Here is a 20340-nt window from a genome sequence, read left to right as displayed (position 1 = left end):
TCAGCCTTCCTTCTGGGTCGAATTGGTGCGGGCCTTACCGGTCTCGACGAATTCGTCGCGATGTTCGTCGGACACACCGGAGAGGTTGAGCTCGAACGTGTATCCCTGTTCGAGGCGGTAGCTCGTTTTGACGTCGACGGGGTCGATGCCGTTGATGGCTTCCTTGGCGCAGCGGATGATGCGGGTGTCCTTCGCGGCGATCCTGGTCGCGATGTCGTGTGCCGTGTCGTCGAGTTTCTCGCGGGGCACCACGTCGTACACGGAGCCGAAATGCTGCAACTGCTGCGCCGTCACGTTCTGGGCTGTGTAGTAGAGCGTGCGCATCATGTGCTGCGGGACGAGCCGCGCGAGATGTGTTGCGGCGCCGAGTGCTCCGCGATCCACCTCGGGAAGGCCGAACACCGCGTCGTCGGAGGCGACGATGACGTCGGCATTGCCGACCAGGCCGATTCCGCCGCCGACGCAGAATCCGTTGACGGCGACGATCACCGGCACCGCGCAGTCGTACACTGCGGCGAAGGCGGCGGCGCATCCACGGTTGGCGGCGACCAGTGCGTCGTAACCCTCGGTCGCCTGCATCTCCTTGATGTCGACGCCGGCGTTGAATCCGCGTCCCTCGGCTCGCAAGATTACGACGTGGGTGCTCAGGTTCTTGCCTGCCTCGAGGATTGCGTCCGCCAGTTCGAACCAGCCTTTGGAGGGGATGGCGTTCACGGGCGGGTAGTCCACGGTGACCGTGGTGATGCCGGCCCCGTCGGTGTTGGAGGTGATGCCCATGGCACGTTCCTAACGTCTGTTGACCAAACCAAGCGATTGCTTGGTAAGTTAGCACATGTGTCGCTCCGGAGCTCTCGGCTCGGACTGCACTGACGTCCACACGCGGAGGTATCGGTGAAAACAGGTCTTGACGGCGCAATAGTGCTGGTCACGGGTGGTGTGCGTGGGGTGGGTGCCGGAATAAGCCGGGCCTTCCTGCGCGCGGGCGCCACCGTGGTGACCTGCGCTCGTCGTCCGGCGGACGAGCCGGTCGAGGAGGTCGGACCGGACGGAATCACGGTCGGCATCGAGTTCACGGAATGCGACGTGCGTGATCCGGAGCAGATTCGGGCAATGATCGCGGGGATCGTGGATGCGCACGGCCGACTCGACGTGGTGGTGAACAATGCCGGCGGTTCGCCGTTCGCCCTGGCTGCCGACGCCAGTCCCAAGTTCCATTCGAAGATCGTCGAGCTGAACCTGCTGTCGCCCCTGCTGGTCTCGCAGGCTGCGAACGCGGTCATGCAGACACAGGCCAGTGGTGGCGCCATCGTGAACATCTCGAGCGTGAGCGGCTCACGGCCGTCTCCGGGGACCGCCGCTTACGGTGCGGCGAAGGCCGGCGTGGACAGCCTGACCAGTTCACTGGCGGTCGAATGGGCACCGAAGGTGCGGGTCAACGCGGTGGTGGTCGGGTTGGTCGAGACCGAATTGAGCCACCTGCACTACGGCGACGAAGACGGTGTCGCCGCGGTCGGTAAGACGGTCCCGCTCGGCCGTATGGCACGTCCCGAGGACATCGGCAACAGTGCCGTGTTCCTTGCTTCATCGCTGGCGGAGTATGTCAGCGGTTCGACCCTGACCGTCCACGGTGGCGGCGAACGTCCCGCATTTCTTGCGGCATCTACGAAGGAGAACTCATGAGCGGATTGGTGGACGGCCGCGTCGTCATCGTGACGGGTGCCGGACGTGGCATCGGGCGTGCGCACGCACTGGCTTTCGCGGCCGAAGGCGCGAAGGTCGTCGTGAACGACATCGGTGCCGGAATCGACGGCGGCGCCACGGGGGAGAGCCCAGCCGAGCAGGTCGTCGCGGAGATCGAGGCAGCCGGCGGCGAGGCAGTCGTCAACGGTGACGACGTGGCCGACTGGGCTGGGGCCGAGAACCTGATCAAGAGCGCTCTTGACGAGTTCGGACGGCTGGACGTGCTGGTGAACAACGCCGGCTTCCTCCGAGACCGTATGCTCGTCGGGATGAGCGAGCAGGAATGGGACGCGGTGACTCGCGTACATCTCAAGGGCCACTTCGCTCCGCTGCGTCATGCCGCCGCCTACTGGAGGGCGGAGTCCAAGGCAGGACGTCCTGTCGACGCACGCATCATCAACACCAGTTCCGGTGCGGGACTGCAAGGTTCGATCGGTCAGGGCAACTACGCGGCGGCCAAGGCCGGGATCGCCGAGCTGACCATCCAGGCGGCCGCCGAGATGAAGAACTACGGCATCCGGGTGAACGCGATCGCACCTGCGGCGCGTACCCGAATGACGGTAGGCGCCGGCGGGGCGATGGCCGAGGCCATGGCGGCCCCCGAGGAGGGGTTCGATGCGATGGCGCCCGAGAACATTTCGCCGCTCGTCGTGTGGTTGGCCAGCGCCGAATCGGCGGACGTCACCGGCCGGGTGTTCGAGGTCGAAGGCGGGAAGATCACCGTCGCCGAGGGCTGGCGGCACGGCCCTTCGCAGGACAAAGGTGATCGCTGGAAGCCCGACGAGATCGGACCCGTGGTCGCCGATCTGCTCGCCAAGGCGGAAGCCCCTACGCCGGTATACGGGGCCTGAACCGGAATCGTCGACGGGTGGGTGAGTGCCGTGAACGAGCCTCGACAGAACGTCGGTGCGGAGTGGAAGCGACTGCGCGTCGGTCATTTCCGGTCGGAGGCCGACTGGAAGCGGTTCCAGGACATCTACCGCGAAGGTATGAAGGAAATGCCGACACCGAGGCGTTCGGAGGATTTCCGAACCAGCTTCGGTATCGTGCGCGCCTACCTGTTCGGCGACGATCCGCGCACCCCACTGCTGTTGCTGCCCGGCCGGAATTCTGCGACGCCCTTGTGGGCCGGGAACATGTCCTCGCTGGGCGAAGGGCGGTCGATATGGGCGATCGATCTGCTCGGTGAGCCCGGACTCAGTGTTCAAACAGCGCGGATCGCGAACGCGGCGGACCACGCGCAGTGGCTCGACGAGTTGATCGAGAGACTCGGCGTGGACACGGTCCACCTTCTCGGGATCTCGATCGGAGGGTGGGCAGCGATGAATCTCGCGGTTCGACGCCCGAACCGGGTGGCGTCGGTGTCGTTCCTCGATTCCCCGCTGGTCTTCGCCGCGCTGAGCGTGAAGATGATCATCTTCTCGATCGGGACGATTCTTCCGCTGATGCCTTCTGCGGTGCAAAAACGACTGCTCGGGTGGATCTCTGGTGGTGCGCGAGCGGACGACCTCATGGAGGGCCGTCTCGTCGACGCGGGAATGAACACTTTCCGGTCGGCACTTCCGGTTCCGAAGCAGCTGAGCGACGACGAGTTGGCCGCCATCGACCTTCCGGTCCTGGGGATCTTCGCCGGGCGCAGCATCGTCCACGACAGCGCGAAGGCAGCCGATAACGCCCGACGGCTACTGCCGAACGCACAGGTGGAGGTATGGGGCGAGGCATCCCATGCAATCAGTGGTGAGTACTCGACAGGGGTGGCCGAGCGGGTGCACACCTTCCTGAACGAGGTCGAGAGCAGTTCCAGGTCCGAAGAATGTGATCGAGAGAATCGACGCGAGGAGAAATCGTGAAGTTCGGTGTCACCCTGTTCACGAGCGACCGGGGAATCAGTCCGACGTCAGCGGCACGTGGTGCGGAGGCAAACGGTTTCGACACGTTCTACGTGCCGGAGCACACGCACATTCCGGTCAAACGCGATGCGGCACATCCGCAGACGGGCGACGGCTCGTTGCCGGACGATCGGTACATGCGCACCCTCGATCCATGGGTGACGCTCGGTTCGATCGCTGCGGTGACGGATCGCATCCAGCTGGGTACGGCTGTCGCGCTGCCGGTCGAGCACGACCCGATCACCTTGGCGAAAACGATCGCATCGCTCGACCATCTCAGTGGCGGTCGGGTGGTCCTGGGCGTCGGGTATGGCTGGAACATCGACGAACTGACCGACCACAACGTGCCGGCGGGGCGGCGTCGCACGATGCTTCGTGAGTACCTCGAGGCGATGCGTGCGTTGTGGACGGAGGAGGAAGCCGCCTTCGACGGCGAGTTCGTGAAGTTCGGTCCGAGTTGGGCGTGGCCGAAGCCGGTGCGGATTCCACCGGTACTGGTCGGCGCGGCCGGCAACGAGAAGAACTTCGACTGGATCGTCCGTTCTGCGGACGGCTGGATCACCACTCCTGTCGAACAGGACATCGACGATCGAGTGAAGCTGCTCCAGGACAAGTGGGCGGCGGCGGGTCGCGAGGGGAAGCCGCAGATCGTCGTCCTCGACGGCAAACCGGATGTCGAGAAGCTGGCACGCCGGCGCGAACTGGGCGTCACCGAAGTGGTGTACGGAATGCCGGACAAGAGCGAGGCCGAGGTCCTCGCATACCTGGAACGTCTCGCCGGAAAACTCGAGAGTTTGCGCGAAGGTGACGCTACGGCCACCGTGCGATAGTTGGCGTGGCGTTACAGCAACTGTTCACGAGAGGTCGAATGCTGTGCGAATTGCACTGTTGTCTTACCGAAGCAAGCCGCACTGTGGTGGACAGGGCGTGTACGTACGTCACCTGAGCCGTGAGCTCGCCGCCTTGGGGCATTACGTCGAGGTGTTCTCCGGACAGCCGTACCCGGAGCTCGATCCGGGCGTGGTGCTCACCAAGGTGCCGAGTTTGGATCTGTACCGCGATTCGGATCCCTTTCGAACTCCGCATCCACGTGAGATCCGTGATCACATCGATCTGCTCGAACTCGCGACGATGTGGACCGCCGGCTTTCCGGAGCCGCGAACTTTCAGCATGCGCATGGCGCGCATCCTCCGCGGGCGGGCGCGAGATTTCGATGTCGTGCACGACAACCAGTGCCTTGGGCCCGGTCTGTTGAAGATTCAGGAGTCCGGTCTGCCGCTGGTCGCGACGATTCATCACCCGATCACCCGCGACCGCGAACTCGACGTCGCACAGGCACGGCGTCTGCGGAGGCTGACCGTGCGCCGGTGGTATGGGTTCTTGGGTATGCAGAAGCGGGTCGCGAGGCAGATCGGGGCACTGCTGACGGTGTCCCAGTCCTCTGCCGACGACATCGTTCGCGCTTTCGGCGTATCGGAAGATGCGCTCACGACCATTCCACTCGGCGTCGACACCGCGGTGTTTCGGCCACGCCCCGATGCGCGGGTACCCGGTCGCATCGTCTGTGTGGCGAGCGCGGACATGCCGCTCAAGGGTGTGTCGACGCTCCTCCAGGCGGTTGCGAAGGTGCATACCGAGCGGAACCTCGAGCTGGTACTGGTCACCAAGCTGGTGCCGGGAGGGGTGGCCGAGAACCTGATCGACGAACTGGCCATCGGCGACGTGGTGCGTACCGTGAGCGGGATCGAAGACGACGAGTTGGCGAGCCTCATGGCTTCTGCCGACATCGCGTGCGTCCCATCGCTGTACGAGGGTTTCTCGCTTCCTGCAGTGGAAGCGATGTCGTGCGGTACACCCGTGGTGGCCAGTCGCGCGGGCGCGATCCCGGAGGTGGTGGGTACCGAGGAGCAGGCTGCATTGCTGGTGGATCCGGGCAATGCGGAGCAGCTCGCGGCTGTGCTCACCGCGTTGCTCGACGATCCGGATCGGCGAGCCGCCCTCGGCGCGGGTGGCCGTGAGCGCGTGCTCGAGCGGTACAGCTGGGCCGCCGTGGCAGCGCATACGGCACAGATCTACCGCACAGTGATCGACGGACGGAACGGAACGGGGAATTCGGCGTGCTGACAGTTGATTTCGACAGGCTCGGGGTGCGCCCCGGTGACAAGGTCATCGATATAGGTGCGGGTGCGGGTCGACATTCGTTCGAGCTGTATCGCAGGGGCGCCGACGTGATCGCCTTCGACCAGAACGTCGAGGAACTCGCGGACGTCGAGAAGATGTTCATCGCGATGGCGGAGGTAGGGGAGGCACCGGTCGGAGCCTCGGCGAAGGTTCAGGTGGGCGATGCCTTGAACCTGCCGTACGAAGACGCCTCGTTCGATGTCGTGCTGATCTCGGAAGTGCTCGAGCACGTCCCCGAGGACGTTCGCGCGATCTCCGAATTGACGAGGATCCTGAAGCCGGGTGGCGTTGCCGCTGTGACGGTTCCACGGTGGTTCCCCGAACGAATCTGTTGGGCGTTGTCGGACGAGTACCACGAGGTCGAAGGCGGGCACGTCCGGATCTATCGCGCGGACGAGCTGTCCGCGAAGCTCTCCGCCGCAGGCCTCACTGTGACGGGCCGCGACCACGCACACGCTCTCCATTCCCCGTACTGGTGGCTCAAGTGCGCAGTGGGTGTGGACGAGAGCGAAAATCCGTTGACGAAGGCATATCACCAGATTCTGGTGTGGGACATGATGAATGCTCCGTGGCTCACGCGCACTGCCGAGCGGCTTCTCGATCCGGTGATCGGCAAGAGCGTCGTGTTCTACCTTCAGAAGCCGGAAATCCCCGTTGCAGTCGAATGACGTTCCCGCTGTCCCCGGTGCGCTGACGGCGGAGCAGTGCCGGCAGACAGCGCGCTCGATCTCCGCCGCGCAGGAGAGTTCCGGTGCCCTTCCGTGGTTCTCCGGTGGTCACACCGACCCGTGGGATCATGTCGAGTCGGCTATGGCCCTCCTCGCGGCGGGGTTCCGAGAGGAAGCCGAGGCGGCCTACGGCTGGTTGATCCGCACACAGCGCTCCGACGGTTCGTGGCCGATGCAGTCCCGGAACGGCGTCGTGGAAGACGACGGCGCGGACTCCAATTTCTGCGCCTACCCGGCGGTGGCAGTGTGGCATCACTACCTGATCACCGGAGATCGAGAATTCGCGGCGGAGATGTGGCCGGCGGTCCGAGCTGCGCTCGACTTCGTGGTGGACATGCAGGCTCCGTCGGGCGAGATCTATTGGGCACGTGGTGCCGCCACCGGTGAGGTGGTCACCGACGCCCTGGTCACGGGCAACTCGAGCATTCACCACAGTCTTTACTGCGGGCTCCGTCTCGCCGAACTCACGGACGACCCGCAACCGGAATGGGAGTTCGCGAAGTACCTTCTGGGCCACGCGATTCGCCGCCATCCGGAGTCGTTCACGCAGAAGAACGAGTACTCGATGGACTGGTACTACCCGATTCTCGGCGGGGCGGTACGCGGCGGCGCCGCTGCCGGGAGGATCGGCGAACGCTGGGACGACTTCGTTGTCGACGGGCTCGGGATTCGGTGCGTCGACCACCGGCCTTGGGTCACGGGTGCGGAGACGTGTGAACTGGTTCTCGCTCTGGATGCGATGGGTGAGACCGATCGCGGCAGGCAACAGTTCGCGGCGATGCAGCACCTGCGCGATCCGGACGGGTCCTACTGGACTGGTCTCGTGTACGCCGACGGAAAGCGGTGGCCGGTCGAGCGCACCACCTGGACCGGTGGCGCGGTGATCCTGGCCGCCGACGCGCTCTCTCGAACCACCCCCGGGAACGGCATCTTCAGAGACGCCGAACTACCGGTGGGGCTTCCGGTCGGTGACGACCGGTGCGGTCAGCACTGTCAGGCGAGCGGATCGCCCGTCTGACCTCCCGTTCGTTCGAGCACTCGGAGCGAGGCGAATGCAGACCTCTCCTCGAACTGTCCCGACGCCAGCGCACGCTCGTAGATCTCGAAGGGCGGCCGACCGCCGTCGGCAGGATCCGGGAACACGTCGTGGATCAGGAGTGCCCCGCCCGGTTTCACCCATGGTGCCCAACCGTCGAGGTCCGCCTCGGCGGCTTCGGACGAGTGGCCACCGTCGATGAACACGAAATCCAGGGGGGTCCGCCAGAAACGTGACACCACGGTGGAATCGCCCACCACAGCAACCACGTGCTCCTCGAGGTCGGCGTCGGAGAGCGTGTGCCGCAACCGTCCGACCGTGTCGAGACGGCCTGTGTGCTGATCCACGAATGTCGGATCGTGGTATTCCCACCCCGGTTGGTGCTCTTCGGATCCGTGATGGTGATCGAGCGTGACCACCGTGCCGCCGACGCGGCGCGCCACGTCGCCGAGGTACACGGTGGAGCGTCCGCAGTACGTGCCTATCTCGACCCCAACCCCGGATTCGCCGAGGTACTGCTCCGCGGCACGGTAGAGAGCGGCGCCCTCGTCGTCCGGCATGAACCCAGGCGTGGCGTGGACGAGGTCGAGAAGGTCTGCGGTCAGCACGGTTACGAGGACTCCGAATTCTCTGCTTGCGACTTCTTGCGTTGGTGCAGGACTTTTCCGACCGTCGAATCGAGTTTGGTGCCCAGCGGCCATCCGACATAATGGCAGAGGAACAAGGCGATTTCCTTCAACTGGGCTTCGTCCAGCTCGTCGTTGTGCAGTGCGGCACCGATCTGGATCTCCGCCACGTCGACCAGCCCCTGAGCCGTGAGTGCCCCGAGCAACAAGAGCCGCCGGTCACGAATGCTCAAGCCCGGCCTCGACCAGATATCGGCGAACAGATGATCGGCGGTGACGGCGAAATGGTCCCCGGGACCGTCCTGCAACTCGAAGCCGTAGACCTTCGACATCATCTCCAGTCCGCGTGCGCGAACGTCGGACGTTTGTGGAGCTTCGGTCATGAGTTCTCCTCCGTGGCAGGTGTTCCGACGCCGAGCCCTGGACCGAGTCCCGTCAACGCCAGCTTGGCGAGTGGTAGGTCGACGTCGAATCTTTCGCCCAACGACATTGCAAGGCCGAGGTCCTTCTCGCCGAGATTGCGAACGTGCTCGAAGATCGGATACCAATCGTCGTCCTCGGCGAGTTGCGCAGTGGTGTCACGCAACATGATCGCTCCGGCCCCTCCGGTGATCGCATCGGTGTGGCGGACCACCTTGCCGAGTTCCACGAGATCGATGCCGGCGGCTTCGGCGAGGCGTCCGGCTTCGGCCGCAGCCGTGAAGGACACGAAGTGCAGAAGGTTCCGCGCCAACTTCATTCTGGTGCCGGCGCCGACCGGACCGGCATGAACTACCAACTCGGCCCAGTAGCCGAACGGCTCGCGAACCTTGTCGAAGCCCGATTCGGTGGCGCCCACCATCACGGCCAACTTGCCCTGCTGTGCGCCCGGGGCCCCGCCGCTGACGGGCGCGTCGACCAGTTCCACGTCGCGCTCTCGGCACACCTGAGCGAGTTCGACTGCGGTGACATCGCTGATCGTGGAGTGAATCGCCACGACCGTACCGGGGGCAGCGCCGGAGAGAATTCCGTTCTCGCCGGTCACCACCTCGCGAACCTGTGCATCGTCGAGCACGGTGACGGAGACGACGGCCGAGTCCTCGGCAACTTCACGTGGACTCGACATCAGCTTCGCGCCTTTCGCCACGAACTTCCCGGTGGCCTCGGCACGAGTGTCGTAGACGGAAAGGCCGCCGGGCCAGTCGAGAAGCCGCTTGGCCATGGGGGCGCCCATGTTGCCCAAGCCGATGTAACCGACTGCAGTTTCGGTCATGAGCGGAAGATCTGTCCGCCGTCGACGTTGAGAATCTGGCCGGTGACCCAGCTCGCGTCGTCGGAGAGCAGGTAGAGGCACGCGCCGACGAGGTCGTCGGGAGTACCCATCCGCTCGAGTGGCAGCGTCTTCACCATGTCGGCGACCATGTTGCCCGGGGTCACGGTACGAGTGGCCTCGGTGTCTGTCGGTCCGGGTGCGATGGCGTTGACGCGAATGTTCATGCCGCCCAACTCGTGTGCGAGCTGTTGAGTGAGACCGTTGACGCCAACCTTCGCCAGACCGTAGAAACCGGAATACAGCCATGCTGCCGTGGACGACTGATTGACGATCGACCCGCCGCCGTTCTCGTTCATGTTGGGCCACACCGCGCGGGTCACGTTGAGGGCTCCGTCGAAGTTCACGCTCATGAACTTCTTGTAGTAGTCCCATGGCACCGTGATCAGCAGGTCCAGCTTCATGGTGCCGTAGATCGCGGCGTTGTTCACGAGGTGGTCGATGCGACCGAACTTCTCGACCGTGAACTCGGCGAGATCCTTGGCCGATTGTTCGTCCGAGACATCGACGTCCTTGAATGCCGCGGCGCCGCCGTCCGCAGTGATCTGCTTCGCCACTGCCTCACCGAGTGCTACCTCGATGTCCGCGACGACGACGTTCGCACCCTCGGAAGCGAGAGCCCTTGCATACACCTCGCCGATACCTTGCGCCGCACCGGTGACGATGGCGGTCTTGCCTTCGAAACGTCCCATGCCGAATTTCTCCTGTGTGTGATCAGCGTGCTGGTTCTGTTACTGCGCGGGAGCAGCGACGAGCTTCGTTTCCAGGTACTCCTCGAACCCGGCCACACCCATCTCACGGCCGATTCCCGACTGCTTGTAACCGCCGAAAGGCGCGTCTGCGGAGTACCAGACTCCGCCGTTGACGCTGAGTGTTCCGGTGCGAATCCCGGCGACGACGTGTTCCACCCGATCCGGGTCGGCGCCCCATACCGAACCCGACAGGCCGTAGGGGGAATCGTTTGCGATACGGATCGCGTCCTCGTCGCCGTCGTGTGGGATGATCACGATGACCGGACCGAATATCTCCTCCTGGGCTACTCGGGCGTCGTTTCCGACCCCGGAGATCAGGGTGGGGGAGACGAAGAATCCACGTTCCTTGTCGGACGGACGATCTCCGCCGCACTCGATGGTCCCGCCCTCTTCGACAGCCAGCTTCAGGTAGCTCTCGACGCGATCGCGTTGCTTCGCGGAGATCAGCGGCCCACAGATGGTCCCGGGCGCATCGGGGTCGCCTGCAGCGAGCCCCGCGAGGCCCGCCTTGGTAGCGGCGATGGCCTCGTCGTACTTCTCGCGCGGGACGAGCAGCCTTGTGGTGATGGCGCATCCTTGCCCCGCGTGCGTCGCGACCGTGAACGCCGCGATCGAGCAGGCTCCGTTGATGTCGGCGTCGTCGAGGACCACGAAAGCGGACTTGCCGCCGAGTTCGAGGAACACCTTCTTCAGCGATTCGGATGCGGCAGCCATGACTGCCTTACCGGTGGCGGTGGATCCGGTGAACGACACGAGGTCGATGCGCGGGTCGGTTGACAGTTGGGCGCCGAGCGCATGATCGCTGGATGTGACGATGTTGACGACGCCCGCGGGAATGTCGGTCTCCTCGGCGATGACCTTGCCGACCAGTGCGGCGCACCAGGGCGTGTCCGGGGCGGGCTTGAGTACAACGGTGTTGCCTGCTGCCAACGCTGGGCCGATCTTGGCGAAGTTGATCTGATGGGGGAAGTTCCACGGGGTGATCGCGCCGACGACGCCGACGGCTTCTTTGAGGACCCGGCGATGTGTCTTGATCCCCATCGGGGCCGCAACTCCGAGATCCCGCTCCCACTCGTAGGATTCGGCCAGGTCGGCGAAGTATCCCAGATCGGCTATCGGACCCTCGAGTTGCGGGCCGCTCGTCAGGAAACGTGGTGCTCCGACCTCGGCGATGGTGATGTCGCGGAGTTCGTCGATGTGCCCCTGCAGGGCGTCTCGTAGTTGGCGAAGGCACCGGGCGCGGAGGGCGTGATCCCGCGACCACGACGTGGTGTCGAACGCTCGACGAGCTGCCTGGATCGCCGAGTCCATGTCGGTGGCGTCTGCGTCGGCGGCCTGGCCGATCACTTCCTCCGTAGCAGGGTTCACGATGTCGAAGACACCACTCGATCCGGGGACCAGCTTGCCGTCGACCAGTAGTGCCGAGCTGTCTGTGGGACGCAGCGGCATCAGGCGTCGGCTTCATTTCTGGACATGTGTCTGGACTGTAGTATGTCAAGATGTGAGGTGCAATGGCGATCGCAGAAGTCGTTGCGGCACCGACACATCAACTATGGCGAAAGCAGGAGGGTGCCGACCAACGAGATCGCACCGACCCACACGGTGGAGGCCAATGCCATGACGAACGGCCTCGGTCCGACGCGCTTCATGGTCGCGATGCGGACACCAGTTCCCAATGCGAACATCGCGGCAGTCAGCAGCGCCGTCTCGATGACTACGCCGACCGTGAGGAACCACTCGGGGAGCGTGACCAAAGAACGTATGGCCACCATCGAGATGAAGACCAGCACGAACAACGGCACCAGTGGCGGGCGTTTTCGATCTGGCGGTGTCTGCGTCATCGCACGCCGCTGGGCGAGACTGACGATCGCCATGACCGGAGCCAGCATCAACACGCGTGCCAATTTGACCACCACTGCGACGGCCAACGCGCCGCCGCCGATGGCGCCGGCCGCGGCGATGACCTGCGCAACCTCGTGGATGGATCCACCCGCCCACAGCCCGGCCTGCTCGGGTTCGAGACCGACGAACGATGCAAGCAGCGGGAGTGCCGGAATCATCAAGGTGCCGAAAATGATGACGAGGGCGACGGCTGTAACCGTTTCCTCTTCATCTGCGTCGACCACCCCGTCGACGGCCGCGGCTGCGGCGGCACCACAGATCGAGAACCCGCACGCGATCAGTAGTCGTTGAGTCCAACTCAGTCCCAGCAACTTGCCGACGAACATTGAGCCGAGGATGCCGAGCCCGACGATGGCGACCACCATGATGATCACACCCGGGCCGAGGTCGAGAATGTCCGCGAACACCAGTTGTAGCCCGAGGAATGCGACCCCTGCGCGCAGCAATCGCTTCGCCGAAAACTCGATCCCCGGTTCGATTCGATTCGGCAACCGCACAATATTCGCGAGCGCTGCGCCCATCACGATGGCCACCAATAGCGGGCTGATCGACGGCACGAGATCGTGGACACACAGCGCGACGCCGGTAGCGCCGGCGCAGAGCAGGAGACCGGGTAGTAATCGTCGCAGACGCGCAAATCGCGCCGGAACCTCGTGTTCGGGCGCCTCCTGCTCGGGCGCCTCCTGCTCGGGTGAACCGTTCGGGGTGATCATGAATCCACCCTCCGCACCCTGGGCTGGCCCCGGTAGTCCCCAAATCGGTATGGCGACATATGGCATTGAGATGGCTCGTGCGTTATGCATATCCTGAATGCATGATCAGAGCGTGGCCTGACCTGGCGGTACTTGAGTTGCTGGTCAGGGTGGACGAGCTCGGAAGTCTCGGAAGTGCGGCGCGCAGGGTGGGCATGGCGCAGCCGAATGCAAGTCGTGCCGTCAAACAGCTCGAAACTCATCTGGGCGCCCCGTTGCTCATGCGCAGCACACGCGGATCGACCCTCACTCCGCAGGGCACGGTGATCGTGCACTGGGCGCGTGAGGTTCTTGCCGATGCAGCGCGGCTGCTGGACGCGGCAGAGGCGTTGCGCGCGCAGCGCCAGGCGGAACTGACCGTCGGCGCAAGCATGACGGTGGCCGAACACCTCGTCCCGAACTGGCTCGCCGAATTCCACCGGCACCATGCGGATGTGCAGGTCCACCTGCAGGTGCACAATTCCACCGAGGTCTTCGAGCGCACCGAGGACGGTCGGTGCGACGTCGGCTTCGTGGAGTCTCCGACGGTGCCGAGGAGCTTGCACAGCGCGGCGGTCGCCACTGATCGCCTGGTCGTCGTCGTGCATCCGGCACATCCGTGGGTCCGAAGACGGCGTTCGGTCGGTATTGCGGAACTCGCTGGTGCGCCGCTCGTGGTGCGCGAGCCCGGCTCGGGTACCCGAACGACTCTCGATGTGGCACTGATAGACCGTGTGCGTCCGTTGCCGCTCTTGGAGCTCGGTAGCGCGGCGGCCATTCGCACCAGCGTGATTGCGGGCGTGGGCCCCGCCGTGATGAGCACGCTCGCGGTCTCCGATCAGGTGGCGTCCGGCGAGATGAAGATCGTCCCGGTCGAAGGCCTCGATTTGACCCGCACTTTGCGGGCTGTGTGGCGCCCGCCGCGCAGACTCGACGGTCCGGCCGGTGAACTGGTGAGTATCGCCCGATCTTGGCGGGCGTAGTCGGCAGACCGCCAGTCTCGGTCCATTTCAGATGCTGCTCCCGTAGCCAGGTATCTGCCCGCCTGGCGGATGCCTGGCACAGCCAGGCGTCCTGGACGATCTCGACCAGCTCATCGTGGTCGATCTCGCCCACGTGCGAGGCGGGAGCAAGACCGAGCGATGTCCGTCGAAGTGGCGGGTCGTGAAGAAGGGTAAGCGCACTTCCTGAAGTAGGGCCTGCTTGTCGCCCTCCGACGCCACCCAGATGACGACGACATCGTCGTAGCGCTTCCCGGTGTCCACGTCGATAGAGTCCGGCCGCGGAGTGCGGAAGAAGACGAACGACTTGCTGCCCACCTGGTAGACAGGGTTGCTCTCGGGACGGAAGACGGTCACGTGCGGCATCGCGCGCGCGGTGGCGTGGATGTCGTCGACCGTCGCTTTCCGGGTCACGGCTTCCAGTCCAGGAGTCGCTAGCGTCAGTGATTTCGTTGCCGCGACACTCGAACTGTAGTAGCGTCCAGACACGTGTCCAGTAATGCGAATTTCGAGTCCACCCGGCGCCGTCTGACCGAGAAGCAAGCCGATACCGTCGATCGCCTGACAAAGGCCGCGGTGGAGGTTCTGCGCGAAGAAGGGTTCGCGGGACTCACCGTTCGGTCCGTCGCGGGCGTCGCAGGTGTAGCGCCCGCGACGGCGTACACCTACTTCTCGTCGAAGGAACATCTCGTTGCAGAGGTGTTCTGGCGCAGGCTCGCCGCGTCCGAGCCGCCCTCCTCGGACGGTGAGAACCCTGTGGTCCGTGTCGTTGCAGTACTGCGCGACACCGCTCTGCTCATCGCCGACGAACCCGAATTGGCGGGAGCCGTCACCAGCGCTCTGCTCGGTCGCGATCCCGACGTCGAGCACCTGCGCGGTCGGATCGGACTGGAGATTCGTCGCCGCCTGGCCGACGCGCTGGGGGACGGCCACGACCCCAACGTGCTCGAAGCCCTCGAATTGCTCTATTCGGGCGGGCTGGTCCGTGCCGGTATGGGGTACGGCACGTACGAGAAGTTCGCCGACCGTTTGGAAACATCCGCCAAGCTCATATTGGAGTAATCGCCATGACGGCAGCGTCACTGAGATTCGACCCTTACGACTACGACTTCCACGAAGAGCCGTATGCGATGTACCGCCGGCTACGCGAGGAGTACCCGCTCTACTATGACCGGGACCTCGAGTTCTGGGCGCTGTCGAGGCACGTGGATGTCGCGGCTGCATTCCGGGACAGCAAACGGTTGTCGAGCGCCAACGGAGTTTCGTTGGATCCGGCGGCATACGGCCCCAACGCCCACAAGACGATGTCGTTCCTTGCACTCGACGATCCGCGGCACATGCGGATGCGTCAGTTGGTGTCTCGAGGATTCACGCCTCGCCGAGTCAACGAACTCGAGGGCCGGATCCTGGAGTTGACGGATCGCTATCTGGACCCGGCAATGGAGGCCGGTGAGTTCGACTGGATCACCGAGTTCGCAGGAAAGCTCCCCATGGACGTCATCTCGGAGCTGATGGGTGTTCCCGAGTCCGATCGCGCAGAATTGCGAAGGCTTGCGGACCTGGTGGTGCATCGCGAGGACGGGGTGCGCGACGTACCGGTCGCCGCCATGGAGGCATCCCTCTACCTTGTCGGCTACTACGCGGACATGCTGGCAGTGCGCCGCAAGACGCCGGCCGACGACCTGACATCCGCACTGCTGGAGGCCGAGATCGACGGCGACCGGCTCACCGACGAAGAGATCATCGGCTTCATGTTCCTGATGGTCGTGGCGGGTAACGAGACCACGACGAAGCTTCTCGGCAATGCACTCTACTGGGGGTCGAAGAATCCGGACCAGGTGCGGCCGGTGCTCGACGATCCCGAGAACGTGCCGGCCTGGGTGGAGGAGACGTTGCGCTACGACACGTCGAGCCAGATCGTCGCGCGCACCGCGGCGGAGGACATCGAGTACTACGGGCAGACCGTTCCGGCCGGCAGCAAGGTGCTGATTCTCATCGGTTCGGCCAATCGCGATTCCGATGTGTTCGAGGATGCGGACGAGTTCCGAATCGGACGTGACACTTCCACCAAGATCGCCAGTTTCGGTGGCGGCACCCACTTCTGCCTCGGCGCCCACATGGCTCGGCTCGAGGCCAGGATCGCCCTCACCCGGTTCGCCGAGAAGGTGCGTGAATACGAAGTCGACGAGGCGGGCGCCGAGCGAGTCCATTCGACCAACGTGCGGGGATTCTCGAAGCTGCCGGTGAAAGTGAAGGTGCGCGGTGCCTAGGTTCGAGCCCAACCCCCAGCGGCGCCCGGCGATCGTGAGCGGAGCTTCCTCCGGGATCGGTACCGCTACGGCGTACGCACTAGCGCAACTCGGGCACCCCGTCGCCCTCGGTGCGCGAAGAGTCGCCGAATGCGAGGCGATAGCGGAGAAGATTCGCAACAATGGCGGCGACGCATTCGCCCACTTCCTCGACGTCACCGACACTGCCTCGGTCGACGAGTTCGTCTCGGCCTCCGAAGGAGAGCTGGGGGAGACCGAGATCGTGCTGTCGGGCGCGGGTGACCTTGCCTTCGGACAGGCACACGCGATGGACCCCGACGACTTCCTCACCCAGGTGAACGTGCACCTCGTCGGTGCTCAGCGCCTCGCACACCGCATCGTCCCGGACATGATCGAGCGCAGGCGCGGTGATTTCGTACTGATCGGCTCCGACTGCGCCGATGCGCCGCGACCGCGGACCGGTGCGTACAACGCCGCGAAGACGGGTCTGGAAGCCATGGGGCGCCAGATGCGAATGGAGCTCGAAGGCACCGGCGTTCGCGCGTCGATCGTGCGACCGGGCCCGACGCAGACCGGCATGGGGATGGACACGACCCCGGAAATCATCGGACCCGTACTGGACGACTGGTCGAAGTGGGGCTTTGCACGGCATCCCTATTTCCTGCGCGCTTCCGCGATCGCCGACGCCGTCGTCGCGACCGTATCGGCGCCCCGTGGATCACACATCGTCCTGACCGAGGTCCAGCCGGAAGCCCCGCTCAGCACGCAGCAATCTGCTGAGGAGGTAGAACCATGACCACCGCGCCGCGAGTGTCCGGCGGGCAGACCGAGCACGGGCATCTCGAAGAACTCCGCACCGATCCGATCGCACTCATGCGGCGTGTTCGGGACGAGTGTGGTGACGTGGGCGTGTTCGAGCTCGCCGGCCGCGACGTCGTGCTGCTGTCCGGCGCGGAGGCCAACGAGTTCTTCTTCCGCTCGAACGACGAGGATCTCGACCAGCAGGCTGCCTACCCGTTCATGAAGCCGATTTTCGGCGAGGGTGTGGTGTTCGACGCCAGCCCCGAACGCCGCAAGGAGATGCTTCACAACCAGGCGCTGCGCGGTGAACAGATGAAGGGTCACGCGGCCACCATCGCCGGCGAGGTGGACGACATGGTCGCCAAGTGGGACGACGAGGGCGAAATCGACCTTCTCGACTTCTTCGCCGAGTTGACCATCTACACGTCGTCGGCCTGCCTCATCGGCAAGAAGTTCCGGGATCAACTGGACGAACGCTTTGCGCGCCTGTACCACGAGCTCGAACAGGGCACCGACGCGCTGGCTTTCGTCGATCCCTATGCCGATATCGAGAGCTTTCGTCGACGTGACGAAGCCCGGGTCGAGCTCGTCGCGCTGGTGCAGGACATCATGACGGAGCGAATCGCGAACCCTCCTCGAGGAAAAGAAGATCGCGACATGCTCGACGTGCTCGTATCCGTCAAGGACGACGAGGGCAAAGAGCGTTTCAGCGCCGACGAGATCACGGGCATGTTCATCTCGATGATGTTCGCCGGGCACCACACCACCAGCGGAACTGCGGCATGGACGCTGATCGAACTCCTCCGGCACCAGGACTTCATGAAGCAGGTGGTGACCGAACTGGACGAGCTCTACTCGGACGGTTCCGACATCAGTTTCGGAGCGCTCCGGCAGATTCCGAACCTCGAGGCAGGGCTGAAGGAGACTCTACGTCTGCATCCACCACTGATCATCCTCTTACGTCTCGCCCGAGGCGATTTCGAGGTGGCCGGCTATGAGATCTCCGAGAACGATCTGGTCGCTGCCACCCCGGCAGTGTCGAATCGAATTCCCGAGGATTTTCCCGATCCCGACACGTTCGATCCGGCCCGCTACATCGACCCGAACCAGGAAGACATCGTGAACCGGTGGACCTGGATTCCGTTCGGCGCGGGACGACACCGCTGCGTCGGCGCGGCATTCGCCCTGATGCAGCTCAAGGCGATCTTCTCGATCCTTCTGCAGGACTGGGAGTTCGAGATGACGCAACCCTCCGATTCTTACCGGAACGATCACAGCAAGATGGTTGTGCAGCTCGCCAAACCGTGCACCGTCAGGTACCGGAAGCGGAGCAAGTGATGAACGTCGAGGCCGACCTGGACCTCTGCCAGGGGCATGCCATGTGCGAACTCGAGGCGCCGGATGTCTTCGAGGTTCCCAAGCACGGACAGGTCGAGATTCTCGAGAAGTACCCACCGGAGTCCGCCCGCACGGAAGTCGAGAGTGCCGTGCGGTTCTGTCCCACCCAGGCCTTGCGCCTGCTCGAATCGAACGGAGACGAATCATGACGGAAAAGAAGGTCGGCTTCGATCGGGCCGAGCTCGACGAGATGGTCGAGAAGTGGATCGACGAGAACAAGCGATGCGAGTCCATCGGAGACTGGAAGCCGTTGGCGGACATGTACACCGAGGATGCCACCTACGGTTGGAACTACGGGCCGAAGGACGACTTCATGGCCGTGGGTCGTGAGGAGATCCGCGAGCTGGCGCTGGGGCAGGAGATGCACGGGCTCGAGGGGTGGCAGTACCCGTACCAGCAGTTCGTCATCGACGAGCGCACCGGAGACTGCATCGGATTCTGGAAACAGACAGCCGACGAGACGCGCGAAGACGGCTCGCACTATCAGGTGCACGGCATCGGTGGCAGCTGGTTTCGATACGGCGGCGATTTCCAGTGGTCCTGGCAACGGGACTTCTTCGATTTCGGCAATGTGTCTGCCCTGTTCCTGGAGATGATCACCGACAACGCCTTGTCGGACAGCATGAACGCACGCATCCAGCGCTCCACCGGCGAGCGACTGCCCGGCTGGTACCCAGCAGGGAAGGCTCCGGTCTCGTTGTGGTGACGTCCTCTCGATTCGAGCCTTTGTCGCGGCGCGAACTGGCGGTCCTGGTTCGCGAACTGTTGCTGTGCGGGCATCTGATCGACCGATCCGGAATGCCGCACCTGATAGGCGCTTTCGGCCGCGAAGGCATGACGGAGGTCGCCATCGAGGAGTGGATGGCCGCCAGTCCCGTGTACACGAAGCGGATGCAACGGGCGCTGGATTTCGAGGGTGACGGCGTGGACACCCTGTTCAAGGGCATGCAGATCGAGATAGGCGCGCCACCTCAGTTCATGGACTTCCGATACAGCGTGACCGATCACGATCACGGCGAGTTCTGGCTCGATCACTGTGGTGCCCTCATGGACGTCGAACCGATGGGTGACGAGTACGTGACCGCAATGTGCCACGACGTCGAAGACCCCACGTTCGACGCGACGGCGCTGGCGACCAATCCTCGTGCTCAGGTCCGGCCGGTGCACCGCCCCCCGCGCCGACCAGCTGACCGGCACCCACACTGTGCTTGGCAGGTGACGATCGACGCGAACAACAAGCCGCAGCCTTTTCCCCCTCGCGCAAGGACTCTCGCTGCGTCGGCGGCGGGCACCGTGCAGCTGACTCCGATAGACGAAAGTGAGGAAGGGCAGGGAAGCTATAGCGGCCCACTGCTCGCTGACGTGCGATTCGAGGACTTCTCGCACTCGGCGTTGATACGGATCGCAGAAGAAGTCTGCATCCAACAGCATCTACTCGCGCTCGGGTTCCTGATGGCGGTGCGGGTGCGTTGCGACGAGAACCAGTCTCTCGAGATCGCCCGCAAACAGCTCACCGGAATCGCCGGTCTGACTTCGGAACGGATTCGTGACGCCATGGGGCTCGCAAGCGACACGGACGGCCTCGCCACGGTGTTGGCTCTCCACCCAGTGCTGAACCCGCGTCAGTACGTCGATGCCGAGATCCTCGGCGGTGACCGGATGCGAATCCGTCTCGGACGCGGTTCCGGTGTGGACACCGACGGTGGGTGGCCGTCGTGGGTCACCGCTGAACACCTCGAACCACTCGTCGCCCTGGTTCGGGGAGTGAATCCCGCATTCGACCTTCGAATCGTCGAAGACCTGCCAGACTCCCTGGTTACAGAGGTCGTATTGGGGGAGGTGCCGGCGAAGGAGGCTTCCGAGGTGGCGTTGACGAGATTCAGCACGGGCGCGGGTTTCGCCTTCTCCGATCGGGGAATGTCGTTACCGCTCACTGTCGTGTAGTGATTCGAGCCTGTAGTGATTCGAGCCTGTGT

General features: G+C 64.2%; 22 protein-coding genes and 1 pseudogene. 15 read left to right on the top strand and 8 right to left on the bottom strand.

Features of this window, described 5'->3' with window-relative positions; genetic code table 11:
* Nucleotides 1-777, bottom strand: a complete 777-nt coding sequence (gene echA20, locus ACFWO3_RS07995; protein WP_378575829.1) for a (7aS)-7a-methyl-1,5-dioxo-2,3,5,6,7,7a-hexahydro-1H-indene-carboxyl-CoA hydrolase — start codon at nt 775-777, stop codon at nt 1-3.
* Between the two features lie 114 nt (nt 778-891).
* Between echA20 and ACFWO3_RS07990 the strand changes: the two genes are divergently transcribed.
* From ACFWO3_RS07990 to ACFWO3_RS07960, 7 genes are read left to right on the top strand one after another with little or no spacing between them, the layout of a single operon-like run.
* Nucleotides 892-1680, top strand: a complete 789-nt coding sequence (locus ACFWO3_RS07990; protein ID WP_378575827.1) for an SDR family oxidoreductase — start codon at nt 892-894, stop codon at nt 1678-1680.
* Nucleotides 1677-2591 carry an SDR family oxidoreductase gene (locus ACFWO3_RS07985; protein ID WP_378575825.1) on the top strand — a complete coding sequence of 305 codons (915 nt, stop codon included), beginning with the start codon at nt 1677-1679 and terminating at the stop codon, nt 2589-2591. The genes ACFWO3_RS07990 and ACFWO3_RS07985 overlap by 4 nt, the downstream gene beginning before the upstream one ends.
* A gap of 30 nt (nt 2592-2621) precedes the next feature.
* On the top strand, nt 2622-3590 hold the full coding sequence (locus ACFWO3_RS07980) for an alpha/beta fold hydrolase (protein WP_378575823.1): 969 nt from the start codon (nt 2622-2624) through the stop codon (nt 3588-3590).
* On the top strand, nt 3587-4459 hold the full coding sequence (locus ACFWO3_RS07975; RefSeq protein ID WP_378575821.1) for a TIGR03619 family F420-dependent LLM class oxidoreductase: 873 nt from the start codon (nt 3587-3589) through the stop codon (nt 4457-4459). The genes ACFWO3_RS07980 and ACFWO3_RS07975 overlap by 4 nt, the downstream gene beginning before the upstream one ends.
* A 43-nt stretch (nt 4460-4502) precedes the next feature.
* A complete protein-coding gene (locus tag ACFWO3_RS07970; protein ID WP_378575819.1) occupies nt 4503-5753 on the top strand; it encodes a glycosyltransferase family 4 protein in 1251 nt (416 codons plus the stop codon).
* On the top strand, nt 5747-6478 hold the full coding sequence (locus ACFWO3_RS07965) for a class I SAM-dependent methyltransferase (protein ID WP_378575818.1): 732 nt from the start codon (nt 5747-5749) through the stop codon (nt 6476-6478). Before ACFWO3_RS07970 ends, ACFWO3_RS07965 begins: the two co-directional genes overlap by 7 nt.
* Nucleotides 6465-7556 carry a prenyltransferase gene (locus ACFWO3_RS07960; RefSeq protein WP_378575817.1) on the top strand — a complete coding sequence of 364 codons (1092 nt, stop codon included), beginning with the start codon at nt 6465-6467 and terminating at the stop codon, nt 7554-7556. Before ACFWO3_RS07965 ends, ACFWO3_RS07960 begins: the two co-directional genes overlap by 14 nt.
* Here ACFWO3_RS07960 and ACFWO3_RS07955 read toward each other — a convergent pair.
* From ACFWO3_RS07955 to ACFWO3_RS07930, 6 genes are all read right to left on the bottom strand, one after another.
* On the bottom strand, nt 7532-8134 hold the full coding sequence (locus ACFWO3_RS07955) for a class I SAM-dependent methyltransferase (protein ID WP_378575921.1): 603 nt from the start codon (nt 8132-8134) through the stop codon (nt 7532-7534). The genes ACFWO3_RS07960 and ACFWO3_RS07955 overlap by 25 nt on opposite strands.
* 50 nt (nt 8135-8184) lie before the next feature.
* A complete protein-coding gene (locus tag ACFWO3_RS07950; protein ID WP_378575815.1) occupies nt 8185-8583 on the bottom strand; it encodes a carboxymuconolactone decarboxylase family protein in 399 nt (132 codons plus the stop codon).
* Complete coding sequence (locus ACFWO3_RS07945) at nt 8580-9452, bottom strand: NAD(P)-dependent oxidoreductase (protein ID WP_378575813.1); 873 nt, start codon at nt 9450-9452, stop codon at nt 8580-8582. Before ACFWO3_RS07945 ends, ACFWO3_RS07950 begins: the two co-directional genes overlap by 4 nt.
* Entirely contained in the window at nt 9449-10201 is a 753-nt protein-coding gene (locus ACFWO3_RS07940) for an SDR family oxidoreductase (protein WP_378575811.1), read from the bottom strand. Before ACFWO3_RS07940 ends, ACFWO3_RS07945 begins: the two co-directional genes overlap by 4 nt.
* 39 nt (nt 10202-10240) lie before the next feature.
* Nucleotides 10241-11710, bottom strand: coding sequence for an aldehyde dehydrogenase (locus tag ACFWO3_RS07935; protein ID WP_378575809.1), 1470 nt, complete (start codon nt 11708-11710; stop codon nt 10241-10243).
* Nucleotides 11711-11811: 101 nt separating this feature from the next.
* On the bottom strand, nt 11812-12876 hold the full coding sequence (locus tag ACFWO3_RS07930) for a YeiH family protein (RefSeq protein ID WP_378575807.1): 1065 nt from the start codon (nt 12874-12876) through the stop codon (nt 11812-11814).
* Nucleotides 12877-12977: 101 nt separating this feature from the next.
* Here ACFWO3_RS07930 and ACFWO3_RS07925 point away from each other — a divergent pair, with 101 nt between their 5' ends.
* The gene (locus ACFWO3_RS07925) at nt 12978-13877 is read left to right on the top strand and encodes a LysR family transcriptional regulator (RefSeq protein ID WP_378575805.1); all 900 of its coding nucleotides are present in this window, start codon (nt 12978-12980) and stop codon (nt 13875-13877) included.
* A 34-nt stretch (nt 13878-13911) separates the two neighbouring features.
* Here ACFWO3_RS07925 and ACFWO3_RS07920 read toward each other — a convergent pair.
* Nucleotides 13912-14261 (bottom strand): annotated as a pseudogene (locus ACFWO3_RS07920) (hypothetical protein); the annotation flags it as partial.
* Nucleotides 14262-14384: 123 nt separating this feature from the next.
* On the opposite strand from ACFWO3_RS07920, the gene ACFWO3_RS07915 reads away from it, so the two are divergent.
* From ACFWO3_RS07915 to ACFWO3_RS07885, 7 genes are read left to right on the top strand one after another with little or no spacing between them, the layout of a single operon-like run.
* On the top strand, nt 14385-14957 hold the full coding sequence (locus tag ACFWO3_RS07915) for a TetR/AcrR family transcriptional regulator (RefSeq protein WP_378575803.1): 573 nt from the start codon (nt 14385-14387) through the stop codon (nt 14955-14957).
* 5 nt (nt 14958-14962) lie between these two features.
* Complete coding sequence (locus ACFWO3_RS07910; RefSeq protein ID WP_378575802.1) at nt 14963-16165, top strand: cytochrome P450; 1203 nt, start codon at nt 14963-14965, stop codon at nt 16163-16165.
* Entirely contained in the window at nt 16158-16961 is an 804-nt protein-coding gene (locus ACFWO3_RS07905) for an SDR family oxidoreductase (RefSeq protein WP_378575800.1), read from the top strand. The genes ACFWO3_RS07910 and ACFWO3_RS07905 overlap by 8 nt, the downstream gene beginning before the upstream one ends.
* Entirely contained in the window at nt 16958-18304 is a 1347-nt protein-coding gene (locus ACFWO3_RS07900) for a cytochrome P450 (RefSeq protein WP_378575798.1), read from the top strand. Before ACFWO3_RS07905 ends, ACFWO3_RS07900 begins: the two co-directional genes overlap by 4 nt.
* Nucleotides 18304-18513, top strand: coding sequence for a ferredoxin (locus ACFWO3_RS07895; RefSeq protein WP_378575796.1), 210 nt, complete (start codon nt 18304-18306; stop codon nt 18511-18513). The genes ACFWO3_RS07900 and ACFWO3_RS07895 overlap by 1 nt, the downstream gene beginning before the upstream one ends.
* Nucleotides 18510-19070, top strand: a complete 561-nt coding sequence (locus ACFWO3_RS07890; protein WP_378575794.1) for a nuclear transport factor 2 family protein — start codon at nt 18510-18512, stop codon at nt 19068-19070. Before ACFWO3_RS07895 ends, ACFWO3_RS07890 begins: the two co-directional genes overlap by 4 nt.
* A complete protein-coding gene (locus ACFWO3_RS07885) occupies nt 19064-20308 on the top strand; it encodes a hypothetical protein (protein ID WP_378575791.1) in 1245 nt (414 codons plus the stop codon). The genes ACFWO3_RS07890 and ACFWO3_RS07885 overlap by 7 nt, the downstream gene beginning before the upstream one ends.
* Nucleotides 20309-20340: the final 32 nt, after the last annotated feature.

Source organism: Rhodococcus sp. NPDC058521 (genome assembly GCF_042719695.1).
Classification (GTDB): domain Bacteria; phylum Actinomycetota; class Actinomycetes; order Mycobacteriales; family Mycobacteriaceae; genus Rhodococcus_F.
This window is presented reverse-complemented; position numbering and strand designations above follow the sequence as displayed.